Here is a 13,116-nt window from a genome sequence, read left to right as displayed (position 1 = left end):
GGGGAGTGACTCCCCCGCGGGCCGGCCGCCACTCCGGCTAAGAAAGACACCCCTCCATGAGCAAGCAGTCCGGGTCACTGCGCCGCTACATCCTCATCAGGATCGCGCTCGCAATCCCCATGGTCCTCATCCTGCTGGTGATGGTCTTCGTCCTGATGCGGGTGGCCCCCGGTGATCCCATCTCGGCCTCCCAGGGCGGCAAGCTCAACGCGGCGGAACTCGCCGCGAGAAAGCATGCCGCGGGCTTCGACGCCCCGCTGTACCAGCAGTTCTGGGACTACCTGAAGTCCGTCGTCACCCTGAACTTCGGCACCACGTTCTCCGACCGCCGCAGCGTGCGCGACGTCATCATCGAGAACGGCGGCGCCACCCTCACCCTGACCTTCGGGGCACTGGTCTTCGCGACCGTCATCGGCATCCCGGTGGGCCTGCTCGCGGGCCGGCTGCGGGACAGCGCGGTCGACGTGGGCGGCCGGCTCTTCGGCATCCTCAGCTACGCCGTGCCGGTCACCGTCGCCGGGCCGCTGCTGATCCTCGGCTTCGGCGACCTCGTCGGCGACACCGGCGGCCAGGCCTCGCCGCTGGTGCAGCTGAACGTGCCGACGCAGACGCACATCCTCGTCGTGGACGCCATGATCGCGGGCGACTGGGACGCGGTGAGCGACATCGCCACCCACCTGCTCCTGCCCTCGATCGCGCTCGGCCTGATCATCGTCGGTGTCTTCATCCGCATGATCCGCATCAACCTGATCCAGTCGCTGCAGGGCGACTACATCGAGGCGGCCCGCGCCCGCGGTGTGAAGGAGAGCGCCGTCGTCGGACGGCACGCCTTCCGCAACGCCATGGTCCCGGTGATCACCGTCCTCGGTCTCCAGGTCGCGATGCTGCTCAGCGGCGCGGTGCTCACCGAGAAGATCTTCAACTGGCCCGGTATCGGCCGCCAGCTCATCGACTACATCACCCAGCGCGACTACGTCGCCGTCCAGGGCATCGTCACCGTCTTCGCCCTCGTCGTCGTCGCGATCAGCATGCTGATCGACTTCGTCAACGCGCTGATCGACCCGAGGGTGCGGTACTGATGACCCAGACAACGCTCCCCGTTCCGGTCGACCCGGAGATCACCCCCAAGGCTCCGAAGTCCGGAAAGTCCGTCCGCTTCGGCGGTCTGCGACGCATCGTGATCGCCGTCCGGCAGGCCCACGGCGTGCCGAAGTTCATGCTGTGGACCGGTGCGGTCCTCACGGCGCTCTTCGTGATCACCGCGGTCTTCGCGCCGCTGATCGCGCCGTACGACTTCGACACCTACCAGTCCGGCGGCAAGAACTTCCCGAAGCAGGGGGCGCCGGACGGCGACCACTGGTTCGGTACCACCGTGCAGAGCCTGGACGTGGTCTCCAGGACCGTCTACGGCGCCCGTACCGCGCTGGAGGTGATGGTCCTCGCCGTCGTCTTCTCGCTCGTCCTGGGGGTCCTCCTGGGCCTCCTGTCGGGCTACTTCGGCGGCTGGCTCGACCGCATCCTCGTGCTGGTGATGGACGCGCTGTTCGCGTTCCCGTACCTGCTGCTCGCCATCGTCACCGGCTTCGTCTTCTCCGGCATCACCGGCGGAGGCGTGGTGACCGCCGCGCTGTCGATCACCGTGGTCTACATCCCGCAGTACTTCCGGGTGGTCCGCGCCTCGGCGCTCTCCGCCCGTGAGGCCACCTTCGTGGAGGCGGCCCGCGCGATGGGCGCCAAGCCCTCCGTGGTGATCCGCAAGTACCTGTTCGGCAACGTGATCCAGTCGGTGCCCGTCATCGGCACGATGAACGCCGCCGACGCCATCGGCACGCTGGCCGGCCTGGGCTTCCTGGGCCTCGGCATCCAGCCCACCGACGCCGCCGAGTGGGGCTACGACCTCGACCGCGCGATCGACGACGCCAACGCCGGCATGTGGTGGACCACCGTCTACCCCGGCGCCGCCATGGTGATCGCCATCCTCGGCTTCACGCTGCTCGGTGAGGGCCTCAACGACGTCCTCAACCCGACCATGCGCCGCCGCCGCATCACCAAGGTGCTGCTGCCGACGTTCACCCGCCGCCTGGTCACCGCCGGGACCGCGCAGCCCGCGGGGACTGTGGTGACCGCGAAGACCGCGGCCACCACGGTGCCCGCGCAGTCCGCGGAATCCGCAGCGGCCGCACCACCCACCGCGGCGGCACCCGCCACGACCACCGCACCCGCAGCAACCGCAGAAGAAGGGGAGGCCGCGAAATGACCGAACCTGTCCTTTCCGTACGCGACCTGCGCGTCTGGTACGGCACCGAACGCGGACCGGTCCGCGCCGTCGACGGCGTCAGCTTCGACGTCCGCCCCGGCGAGACCCTCGGCCTCGTCGGCGAGTCCGGCTGCGGCAAGTCCACCCTCGGCCGCGGCGTGCTGGGCCTGGCGCCCAGCGTCGCCGCCGTCGACGGTGAGGTGATCCTGAACAGCAAGGGCGGCAGGGGCCGCAACCTGGTCGGCCTGCCGGCCAAGGAGCTGCAGAAGCTGCGCGGCCCGGACCTCGGGCTGATCTTCCAGGAGCCGATGACCCGGCTCAACCCGCTGATGCGGATCTCCCAGCACTTCGAGGAGGCCCTGCACGCGCACCACAAGGACCTCCCCAAGAAGGAGCTGCGCGAGCGCGCCATCGAGGCGCTGGCCGGTATGGGCATCCCCGCCAGCCGGTACGAGAGCTACCCGCACGAGTTCTCGGGCGGTATGCGCCAGCGCATCATGATCGCGCTCGCCCTCGTGCTGCGCCCGGCGTTCATCGTCGCGGACGAGCCCACCACGGCGCTCGATGTCCTCGTCGAAGCCCAGATCATCAAAATCCTTGCTGATTTGCGCAAGAACTTCGACACATCCCTTGTGCTGATCACCCACAACCTCGGTATCGTCGCCGAAGCGTGCGACCGGGTCGCGGTGATGTACGCGGGCCACATCGTCGAGCAGGGCGATGCCCGCGAAGTGTTCGCGAACCCGCAGCACCCGTACACCAAGGAGCTGCTCCGCTCCACGATCTCGCTCTCCACCACCGGACTGCACTTCATCCCGGGCAGCCCCCCGGACCTGGTGCACCCCCCGGAGGGCTGCCGGTTCAGCCCGCGCTGCCCGGTGGCGATGCAGGGATGCGCGAAGGTGGAGCCGCCCGAGGTGGTCCTGCCGTCCGGCGTGCACAGCGTCTGCTGGCAGCAGGCGATCGAGGTCGACCCCTCGATGGCCGACGAGTTGGGAACGGGTGGGCTCGAGCCGCTCGCCGCCGTGAAGGAGATCAGCGTTGCTGACGAAGCCTGAAACAGAAGCGAGCGGTGTCGTGGCACTCGACGACCGCGAGACGCTGATCGAGATGGAGGACCTGCAGGTCCACTTCGGCATGCGGGGCAACGTCTTCGGCCGGCTCTCCGGCAAGGCGGCCGGCGCGGTCAAGGCCGTCGACGGCGTGAACATCAAGCTGCGCAAGGGCGAGGTGCTCGGCCTGGTCGGCGAGTCCGGCTCCGGCAAGACCACCCTCGGGCGGACCCTGCTGGGCATGAACCGCGCCACCGGCGGCACCATCCGCTACCGCGGCGAGGACATCACCGAGTTCGGTGAGCGCAAGATGCGCCCGCTGCGCCGCAAGCTGCAGATGGTCTTCCAGGACCCGCACGCCTCGCTCAACCCGGCGATGGACATCCGCACCGCCGTCGGCCACCCGCTGCGCATCCACAACCTGGTGAGCAGCGACGCCGAGTACGACGCCAAGGTCATCGACGCCATGGAGCGGGTCGGCCTGACCCCGCCCGAGCGGTACCTGACGAAGTTCCCCGGCGACCTGTCCGGCGGCCAGAAGCAGCGGGCCGTGCTGGCCCGCGCGATCATCGCCGAGCCGGAGCTCCTCGTCGCGGACGAGCCGATCTCCATGCTCGACATGAGCGTCCGCGCCAAGATCCTGCAGCTGATGCTGGACCTCAAGCGGGACCTGGACCTGACGTACGTCTACGTGACGCACGACCTGGCCAGCGCGAAGTTCTTCTGCGACACCATCGCGATCATGTACCTCGGCCGGATCGTGGAGTACGGGCCCACCGCGGAGGTCTTCGCCGACCCCAAGCACCCGTACACCAAGGCGCTGCTGGCGGCGATCCCCGAGCCCGACCCGACCCTCGCCGTCGAGCGCGAACTGCTGCGCGGCGAGATTCCGGACGCGGCCAGGCCGCCGCTGGGCTGCTCCTTCCACCCCCGCTGCCCGGTCGCGCTGGCCGGCTGCGGCTGGGAGGCCCGCGACCTGCGTGGCCTGCTGGAACGCCGGTGGCTGGAACTGTCTCCGGAGGAGGCGGGCAAGGAGCGGGCACTGTTCGGCGATCTTGACGCGCTCTCCGAATCAGGGGTCACTTCTGCCGCAGTGGCCCCCGGCAAGGGCCACAGCGCGGAAGATGTGCTGGAATACCTCCGCCGACTCCGTGAGGAGGCCTCGGCGGCCGAGCCGCGCGAGCCCTTCTGGCGGGGCGTGATCACGATGCACGCCGAAGGCGGCCGGGCCGTGGTGGAGTTCTCGCCATCACAGGACCCGCGACTCACCCTGCTGCCGGAAACGGACGTCCAGGTGGCCTGCCACCTGTACCCCGGATCCGGCGGATAACCGCGTCATCACCCACACGGTGGCGGGCGGCGCGGGAGTCGCGTCGCCCGCCCGGGAACGGTAAGGAACCGCTGAGCTCTGAAGGACCCGAGGGAGAACGACGAGGATGAACCGTAAGCTACTGGTGCCGGCGACGCTGGTCGGCGTCGTCGCATCCGCCCTCGCCGGCTGCGGCGATTCGGGCAGCGGTGGTGACAGCAGCGGTAAGCCCATCGTCGTCGGGACCACGGACAGCATCAAGCTGACCAAGGAGAACCCCTCGCCCCTGGATCCGGCGACGTCGTACGACAGCGCCACGTGGAACATCTTCTACAACACCTTCCAGATGCTGCTGCGCTACCCGCGCAGCGGCACCACCCCGGAACCCGACGCCGCGGAGTCCTGCGGCTTCAGCGACCAGGTGGGGCAGGTGTACAGGTGCACGCTCCGCAAGGGGCTCAGCTTCTCCAACGGCCACGCGCTGACGGCCGAGGACGTCAAGTTCTCGATCGACCGCATGCTGAGGATCAACAGCGACAACGGGCCCGCGTCGCTGATATCCGGCGTGGCCGCCGTGCAGGCGACCGACGACCGGACGGTGGTCTTCCGCCTCAAGGCGCCGGACACCACCTTCCCGCTCAAGCTGGCCACGCCCGCCGCGGCGATCGTGGACAGCGAGGTCTACCCTGCGGACAAGCCCTACGACGGGCTGCGGATCACCGGCTCCGGCGCCTACACGCTGGCCGACTTCAAGCAGGGCGACACGGCCGTCTTCTCCAAGAACACCAGCTACAAGGGCTCCCTGAAGCTGAACAACAGCAAGGTGGAGCTGCGGATGTTCACGTCCGCGGACACGATGGAGGCGGAGCTCAAGAAGGGCACCGTCGACGTCGCCACCCGCACCATGCGCCCCGACCAGATCAACCGGCTGCTCAAGGCCGGCGACGGTGACAAGGTCAAGCTCACCGAGGCGGCCGGCACCGAGGCCCGCTACCTGTTCTTCGACACCACGGACCCCGCCGTGCGGCCCAAGGCCGTCCGGCAGGCCGTCGCCCAGATCCTGGACCGCCAGGCGCTGACCCGCGACGTCTTCCAGCGGACCGCGGAGCCGCTGTACTCGCCGGTCCCGGTCGGCATCACCAGCCACGCCAACTCGTTCTTCAAGGCCTACGGCGACCCGAGCACGGCCAAGGCCAAGGCACTGCTGCACGCGGCCGGGATCGACGACAAGGTCGCCTTCGACTACTGGTACCGCAAGGACCTCGCCGGCTCCAGCAACAAGGAGGAGGCCGAGGCGATCAAGGCGCAGCTCGACGCGAGCGGCCTGTTCGACGTCACGCTCAAGAGCGAGGAGTGGAGCGTCTTCATCTCGCAGGCGAAGCAGCACAAGTACGCCGCCTACGCTCTGAGCTGGCTGCCGGACTTCCCGGACCCGGACAACTACATCGCGCCGTTCTTCGACAAGGGCAACTTCCTCAAGCTGCCCTACCAGAGCGAGGTCATCCAGCGCCAGGTGATCCCGCAGACCCGCCAGCAGTCCCAGCGCAGCGCCACCATCAGTGACTTCGAGACCGCACAGAAGATCATCGCCCAGGACGTGCCGATGCTGCCGCTGTGGCAGGGCAAGCAGTACATCGCTGCCCGCAGTGACATCACCGGCGTGGAATGGGCGCTCAACTCCTCCACCACGACCCAGTTCTGGGAACTCGGGCGGGGTGTGACGGGTTGATCAGCACATACATAGGGAGAACGTCGAGGATGAATCGCAAGCTGCTTGCGCTGCCGATAGTCGTGGGTCTGATGACGCCCGTGCTCGCCGGTTGTGGATCCGGCAGTGGCAGTGGGGACGACGGCAAGGCGATCGTCTTCGGCACCACCGACGAGTTCCACATGACGAAGGACACGCCGGCGCCGCTGGACCCCGTCACGGGGTACGACATCCAGACCTGGAACGTCTTCTACAACACGTTCCAGACACTGCTGCGCTACCCCCGCAGCGGCACGGACCCCGAGCCCGAGGCCGCCAAGGAGTGCCACTTCGCCGACGGCATCGGCGAGCAGTACCGCTGCACCCTGCGGGACGGGCTGGAGTTCTCCAACGGCCACGAGCTCACGTCCAAGGACGTGAAGTTCTCCATTGACCGCATGCTGACGATCAAGGACGAGAACGGCCCCTACAGCCTTCTCACCAACATCGACAAGGTCGAGACGCCGGACGACGCCACGGTCGTCTTCCACCTCAAGGACCCCGACGCCACCTTCCCGTACAAGCTGGCCACGCCCGCCGCGGCGATCGTGGACAGCCAGGTGTACGACGCGAAGAAGCAGCACCCGGGCTTCGACATGACGGGCTCCGGCCCGTACCAGCTGTCGTCCTTCAAGGAGGGCGAGTCGGCGGTCTTCACGAAGAACCCGCACTACAAGGGCACGATCAAGCTGAACAACAGCAAGATCGAGCTCAAGTTCTTCAAGACCTCCACGGAGATGGAGAAGGCGCTCGAGGCCGGTGACATCGACGTCATGAACCGGACGATGACGCCCGAGCAGCTCAACCGGCTCAACATCAGCACCAGCGGCAACGTGAAGCTGACCGAGACGGCCGGCACCGAGATCCGCTACCTGGTCTTCAACACGGCCGACCCGGTCGTGAAGCAGAAGGCGGTCCGCGAGGCCTTCGCCCAGGTCGTGGACCGGCAGGCCATCACGCGCGACGTCTACAAGCGCACCGCCGAGCCGCTGTACTCGATGGTCCCCGCGGGCATCACCGCCCACGCCACCTCGTTCTACAACGCCTACGGCGAGCCGAGCGCGGCGAAGGCCCGCAAGACGCTCAAGGACGCCGACATCACCACGCCGGTCGAGCTGACGCTCACGTACACGACCGAGCACTACGGCGAGGCGACCAAGGCCGAGTTCGAGCTGCTCAAGAAGCAGCTGGACGCCAGCGGGCTGTTCAAGATCAAGCTGCAGCCGGTCGCCGACTGGCACGCGTACACCGACGGCGGGCGCAAGCACCAGTACCAGGTGTACGGCATGGGCTGGTTCCCCGACTTCCCGGACCCGGACAACTACGTCGCGCCGTTCCTCGGCAAGGACAACTTCCTCGAGCTGGCGTACGCGAACCCGGCCATCCAGGGCCAGCTGATCAACGCCACCCGGCAGAAGACGCAGCGCAGCGCCACCTTCTCCGACTTCGCCAACGTGCAGAAGATCATCGCCAGCGACGTGCCGCTGCTGCCGCTGTGGCAGGGCAAGCAGTACCTCGCCGCCCGCAAGGACATCACGGGCACCGAGTGGACCCTCAACGCGTCCTCCACGACCCAGTTCTGGGAGCTGGGACGCGGTGTGACCGGCTGATCACGGCATCGGGACGGGCTCGGACGACACGGTCGTCCGGGCCCGTTCCCATGGGCCCGGACGGCCGGGGTTGACCTTGCCCTTGGGGCAGACCGCAGCATCGGGGCAGCCGGGCACAGCGCCCGGCGGGAGGAGGCGAGCACGGTGCTGCTGACGATCGGGGAGTTCGGGCACGCGTCCGGCCTGTCGCCCAAGGCGCTGCGCCTGTACGACGAACTCGGACTGCTGCCGCCCGCCCGCGTCGACCCGCTCACCGGCTACCGGTTCTACGATCCGGCGCAGCTGGAACGGGCCGGGCTGGTGGCGTGGCTGCGCCGGCTCGGGATGCCGCTGGCGCGCATCCGGGTGGTGTGCGACCTGGCGCCGGGCGCGGCGGCCGCGGCCGTCGCCGCCTACTGGGCGCAGGTCGAGTCCGACACCGGCGTCCGGCGGGACCTCGCGACCTTCCTCGTCGACCACCTGTCACGGAAGGACACCGCCATGGACCGGCCCGGAACACCTCTGACGATCCGCTACGCCGCCCTCACCGACACCGGCCTGATCCGCGAGAGCAACCAGGACGCGGCCTACGCCGGGGCACGGCTGCTCGCCGTCGCCGACGGGTTCGGCGCCGGCGGGGCGCCCGCGAGCGCCGCCGCCATCGACGCGCTCCGACGGCTGGACCTCGCCGCCGGGGGCGACGCCGCGGGCACACAGCCCGGCGTGCCCGCGGGCACGCTCCTCAACACCCTGGAGAACGCCGTACGGCAGGCCAACGAGGCCGTACGGGGGCTCGCCGAGACCGATCCCTCCCTCCAGGGGCTGGGAACGACCCTGACCGCCATGGTGTGGACCGGATCGCAGCTCGCCCTCGTCCACATCGGCGACTCGCGCGCCTATCTGCTGCGCGGCGGCGAGCTCTTCCAGATCACCCACGACCACACCCTCGTCCAGTCGATGGTCGACGACGGCCGCCTCAGCCCGGGGGAGGCGGCCTCGCACCCGCAGCGGACGCTGCTGCTGCGCGCCCTCGACGGCGGCGACACGGCCGCCGCCGACCTGCGGCTGCACGACGCACTGCCCGGCGACCGCTACCTGCTGTGCTCCGACGGCCTGACCGCCGTCGTGCCCGGCCCCGACATCCACCGGGTGCTCGCTGCGGTCACCGAGCCCGAGCAGGCCGTCCGCGAGCTGATCGCGCTGGCGAACGCGGGCGGCGGGCCGGACAACGTCAGCTGCGCCGTCGCCGACGTCGTCGGCGACGAACCCGCTCCGTAGCCGCTGCGGGCGCGGCCGGGGGTGCCCGGAGGTGGCCGGAACCCGTCGGCGATGAGTTCCGGGCCGCGGGCCGGTCTGTTGAGGGGAGGACCCACGACAGGAGGCCGACGGTGAGCGCAGTCGACGAGGTGCCCGAGCGGCCGATACGGCAGCCGGACCAGGGCCCGGACACGGTCGTCTGGGTCCTGGCCGGCCCGCTGACCCGCGCCGCCGTCCCCGAGCTGTGCGCGCGGCTGCGGGACCGCCTGCACGGCGTCGAGCCCGGCTGGGTGACCTGCGACGTGGCCGCGCTCACCGAGCCGGACGCGGCCACCGTCGAAGCCCTGGCCCGGCTGCAGCTCACCGCCCGGCGGCTCGGCAGCCGCATCCGGCTGCGCGCCGCGGGCGGCCCCCTGCGCGGCCTGCTGGCCCTGACGGGCCTGCGGGACGTGCTGCCGCTGGAACCGGCGGAGCCGCTGCCCTCAGGGCTCCAGCCGCGGGGGCAGCCCGAACAGCGGGAAGAGGTGCTCGGTGTCCAGGAACGCGTTGATCCCGGTGATCCGGTCCCCTGAGATCTCGATGACCTGCAGCGCCCACGGCAGATGGCCGCCGTCGGAGGCGGGCCGGTACTGGCCGAAGGCCGGTGAGCCGTTCGCCGTCACCGGCACCAGCCGCGAGCCCGCGCAGCCTATGCCGGTGCCGAGCATCCAGCCGCGGATATCCGCGTGGCCGCGGAACCACAGCTCGTACGGCGGCATCGACAGCGTCGCGTCCTCCCGCAGCAGCTCGGTCAGCGAGTCCAGGTCGTAGCGCTCGAAGGCGTCGACGTAGCGGGCCAGCAGCACGCGCTGCGCCTCGTCCATCGGCCGGGCCGGGTCACCGGTGGTGACGTCGCCCGCGGCGAGCGCCGAACGGGCCCGCTGCAGGGCGCTGTTGACCGACGCCACCGTCGTGTCCAGCAGCTCGGCGACCTCGCTGGCCTTCCACGCCAGCACCTCCCGCAGGATCAGCACCGCACGCTGCCGGGGCGCCAGGTGCTGCAGCGCGGCGACGAACGCCAGCCGCACCGAGTCGCGCTGCGCGGCCACCTCGGCCGGGTCGCCGCCCGCGGGCAGCATCCGCGCGTCGGGCATCGGCTCGATCCACGTCGCCTCCGGCAGCGCCGGGGTCAGCGGCGACGAGGACGCGACGGGGGAGGCGAGGTCCATCGGCCGGGCCCGGCGCTCGCGCGCCTTGAGCATGTCCAGGCAGACGTTGGTGGCGATGCGGTACAGCCACGACCGCAGCGACGAGCGGCCCTCGAACCGGTCGAAGCTCCGCCACGCCCGGACCATCGTCTCCTGGACTGCGTCCTCGGACTCGAACGCCGAACCCAGCATCCGGTAGCAGTAGCCCGTCAGCTCCACCCGGTGCTGCTCCAGAAGCAGCTCGGAAGCCACGCCGTCCCTTGCCGCGAGATCACTCATCCCAGGCCCCTTGTCGACCGTCGGCCGTCAGCTCCGGCCGTCACACGCATCCTAGGCGGGGGGTGTGACAACGCCCCCGGGATCCGCCGGGCCGGGCGCCGTGCCGTCCTCGGCGGGCAGGTCACGGGCGAGCAGGTCCATCATCAGGCTGTCGTGCCACGTCCCGTCGGGCCCGCGCTCGTAGTCGCGCATGATGCCGACCGGACGGAACCCGGCCTTGGTGTAGCAGCGGATCGCGGCCACGTTGTCGGCCGCCGGATCGATGATCAGCCGGTGGTGCCCGTGGGCGGCGATCAGATGGCCGACGAGGGTGCGGACGGCGTCGGTGCCCAGCCCCCGGCCGTGGCAGGCGGGGTCGAGGTAGATGTCGATGTTCGCGTGCCGGTAGTCGGGCTCCTCCTCGGCGCTCCACTGGATCGCGCCCGCCACCCGGCCCCCGTACTCGATGACGAAGTGCTCGGTGTCCGGCTCGGCGAAGTCCTCCGCGATGGACGCGGCCATGCCGTCCGGGTCGCCGCGCCACCGCGCGTACACCTCCGGCGTGCGGCGGATCGCGGCGAGCGCGGGGATGTCGGCGGCCGTGGCCGGACGCAGCGTGACCGAGGCGCCGTGAAGAGTGGTCTGCATGCCCGGGACGTTACCCACCGGCGAGCGGCGCGGTCACGGGGGCGTGCCCGGCCGTCCGGCCCCGTTCCGGCCGCTCTCCCGGACCCCTTCCGGCCGCTCTCAGTTCGCCCCGGGGCGCACCAGACCGCTCTCGTACGCGTACACCGCCGCCTGGACCCGGTCGCGGAGCCCCAGCTTGGTCAGCACGTGGCCGACATGGGTCTTGACGGTCGTCTCGCTGACGAACAGCTCCGCCGCGATCTCCGCGTTCGACAGCCCGCGGGCGACCAGCTTCAGCACCTCGACCTCGCGCTCGGTCAGCGTGTGCAGCGGCTGCGGCACCGAGTCCTCACCGGAGGGCAGCCGTCCCGCGTACTTGTCCAGCAGCCGGCGGGTGATGCTCGGCGCGAGCATGGCCTCACCCGCCGCGACCACCCGGATGGCCTGCACCAGCTCGGCGGCCGGCGCGTCCTTGAGCAGGAAGCCGCTGGCACCGGCGCGCAGCGCCTCCACCACGTACTCGTCCAGGTCGAAGGTGGTCAGCACCAGGACCTTCGCCGGCCCGTCCCGCCCGGGGCCGGTGATCTGCCGGGTCGCCTCGACCCCGTCCATCCGCGGCATCCGGATGTCCATCAGCACCACGTCGGGCTGCAGCGCCCGCACCTGGTCCAGGGCCTGCTGGCCGTCCCCGGCCTCACCGATCACGGCAAGGTCCGGCTCCGCCTCCAGGATCATGCGGAACCCGGTACGCAGCAGCGGCTGGTCGTCCACCAGTAGGACGCGAATCGCCACAAGATCTCCCTCGTCGTTGCCGGACCCGCCCCATTCTTGCCTAGAGCAGGTCGTCCCCGGACGGCGCGGGGGCCGGGAGCGGCAGCGGATAGGGCGGGGGAGTGCCCCCGAACTCCGGACAGAACGCCTGGTGGTCGCACCAGCCGCACAGCTTGGACCGCCGCGGCAGCCATCGGCCGGTCGTGGTCGCCTCCCGGATCGCGTCCCACAGCGCCAGCAGCTTGCGCTCCACGCTCCGCAGGTCCGCCTCGGACGGGTCGTACGTGATCACGTCGCCGCTGCCCAGGTAGACCAGCTGCAGCCGGCGCGGCACCACACCGCGCAGCCGCCACAGCACCAGGGCGTAGAACTTCATCTGGAACAGCGCCTCGCCGGCGTACTCCGGGCGCGGCGCCTTGCCCGTCTTGTAGTCGACCACCCGCAGGTCGCCGGAGGGCGCCACGTCGAGCCGGTCGACGTACCCGCGCAGCGTCAGCCCCGAGTCCAGCACCGTCTCCACGTACATCTCGCGCTCGGCGGGCTCCAGCCGCGTCGGGTCCTCCAGCGTGAACCAGCGGTCGACGAGCTGCTCGGCGCTCTCCAGCCAGCGGGTGAGCGCCGGCGCGTCCGCCACCTCGAACAGCTGGGCCAGCTCCGGGCGGGCGGCCAGCAGCTTCTCCCACTCGCCCGGGACCATCGCGCGGGCGCGGTCCGCCGTGCGCTCGACGGCGGGCGCGTCGAAGAGCCGCTCGAGCACCGCGTGCACCACGGTGCCCCGGGTGGCGGCCTCGCTCGGCTTCTCCGGCAGCTTGTCGATCACCCGCAGCCGGTACAGCAGCGGGCACCGCATGAAGTCCGCCGCCCGTGACGGGGAGAGCGACGACGGTGGCCGGGGAGGGATGTCTGCGGTGCTGGTGCCCATGGCAGACGACCCTACGGCCTCCCGCCGACAGCCGGTGTCGGCCGCGGACCACCGGGCAATACCATCGATGGCAGAGCCCCTCGCGTCACACGATCGACTCGACCGGTGTGCGAGGGTTCAGACATGAACGAGGGGAACCA

General features: G+C 70.4%; 12 protein-coding genes. 8 read left to right on the top strand and 4 right to left on the bottom strand.

The features are described from left to right. The first annotated feature begins 56 nt into the window (after positions 1 to 56). The 8 genes from ABZ721_RS34585 (at position 57) to ABZ721_RS34550 (ending at position 9,783) form a co-directional block, all read left to right on the top strand. Positions 57 to 1,079 carry an ABC transporter permease gene (locus ABZ721_RS34585; RefSeq protein ID WP_358792758.1) on the top strand — a complete coding sequence of 341 codons (1,023 nt, stop codon included), beginning with the start codon at positions 57 to 59 and terminating at the stop codon, positions 1,077 to 1,079. Then, the gene (locus tag ABZ721_RS34580; RefSeq protein WP_358792757.1) at positions 1,079 to 2,257 is read left to right on the top strand and encodes an ABC transporter permease; all 1,179 of its coding nucleotides are present in this window, start codon (positions 1,079 to 1,081) and stop codon (positions 2,255 to 2,257) included. The genes ABZ721_RS34585 and ABZ721_RS34580 overlap by 1 nt, the downstream gene beginning before the upstream one ends. Beyond that, positions 2,254 to 3,315 (top strand): ABC transporter ATP-binding protein, encoded by a 1,062-nt coding sequence (locus ABZ721_RS34575; protein WP_358792756.1) that lies wholly within the window; start codon positions 2,254 to 2,256, stop codon positions 3,313 to 3,315. The genes ABZ721_RS34580 and ABZ721_RS34575 overlap by 4 nt, the downstream gene beginning before the upstream one ends. 19 nt (positions 3,316 to 3,334) lie before the next feature. Then, positions 3,335 to 4,639, top strand: a complete 1,305-nt coding sequence (locus ABZ721_RS34570; RefSeq protein WP_358792755.1) for an ABC transporter ATP-binding protein — start codon at positions 3,335 to 3,337, stop codon at positions 4,637 to 4,639. A 106-nt stretch (positions 4,640 to 4,745) separates the two neighbouring features. Then, positions 4,746 to 6,347 (top strand): ABC transporter substrate-binding protein, encoded by a 1,602-nt coding sequence (locus ABZ721_RS34565; RefSeq protein WP_358792754.1) that lies wholly within the window; start codon positions 4,746 to 4,748, stop codon positions 6,345 to 6,347. Positions 6,348 to 6,376: 29 nt separating this feature from the next. After that, positions 6,377 to 7,975, top strand: coding sequence for an ABC transporter substrate-binding protein (locus ABZ721_RS34560; protein WP_358792753.1), 1,599 nt, complete (start codon positions 6,377 to 6,379; stop codon positions 7,973 to 7,975). A 144-nt stretch (positions 7,976 to 8,119) separates the two neighbouring features. Further along, the gene (locus tag ABZ721_RS34555; protein WP_358792752.1) at positions 8,120 to 9,232 is read left to right on the top strand and encodes a MerR family transcriptional regulator; all 1,113 of its coding nucleotides are present in this window, start codon (positions 8,120 to 8,122) and stop codon (positions 9,230 to 9,232) included. Between the two features lie 110 nt (positions 9,233 to 9,342). Beyond that, positions 9,343 to 9,783 carry an STAS domain-containing protein gene (locus ABZ721_RS34550; RefSeq protein WP_358792751.1) on the top strand — a complete coding sequence of 147 codons (441 nt, stop codon included), beginning with the start codon at positions 9,343 to 9,345 and terminating at the stop codon, positions 9,781 to 9,783. Here the strand turns inward: ABZ721_RS34550 and ABZ721_RS34545 are convergent. The 4 genes from ABZ721_RS34545 to ABZ721_RS34530 all read right to left on the bottom strand — a co-directional run bounded on the left by ABZ721_RS34545 (position 9,694) and on the right by ABZ721_RS34530 (position 12,976). After that, on the bottom strand, positions 9,694 to 10,677 hold the full coding sequence (locus ABZ721_RS34545) for a sigma-70 family RNA polymerase sigma factor (protein WP_358792750.1): 984 nt from the start codon (positions 10,675 to 10,677) through the stop codon (positions 9,694 to 9,696). The genes ABZ721_RS34550 and ABZ721_RS34545 overlap by 90 nt on opposite strands. Positions 10,678 to 10,728: 51 nt before the next feature. Beyond that, the gene (locus ABZ721_RS34540) at positions 10,729 to 11,304 is read right to left on the bottom strand and encodes a GNAT family protein (protein WP_358792749.1); all 576 of its coding nucleotides are present in this window, start codon (positions 11,302 to 11,304) and stop codon (positions 10,729 to 10,731) included. A gap of 99 nt (positions 11,305 to 11,403) precedes the next feature. Further along, the gene (locus ABZ721_RS34535; RefSeq protein ID WP_358792748.1) at positions 11,404 to 12,075 is read right to left on the bottom strand and encodes a response regulator transcription factor; all 672 of its coding nucleotides are present in this window, start codon (positions 12,073 to 12,075) and stop codon (positions 11,404 to 11,406) included. Between the two features lie 40 nt (positions 12,076 to 12,115). Next, positions 12,116 to 12,976, bottom strand: coding sequence for a PD-(D/E)XK nuclease family protein (locus ABZ721_RS34530; RefSeq protein WP_358792747.1), 861 nt, complete (start codon positions 12,974 to 12,976; stop codon positions 12,116 to 12,118). Positions 12,977 to 13,116 lie beyond the last annotated feature (140 nt).

The organism is Streptomyces sp. NPDC006733 (assembly GCF_040636125.1).
Taxonomy (GTDB): domain Bacteria; phylum Actinomycetota; class Actinomycetes; order Streptomycetales; family Streptomycetaceae; genus Actinacidiphila.
This window is presented reverse-complemented; position numbering and strand designations above follow the sequence as displayed.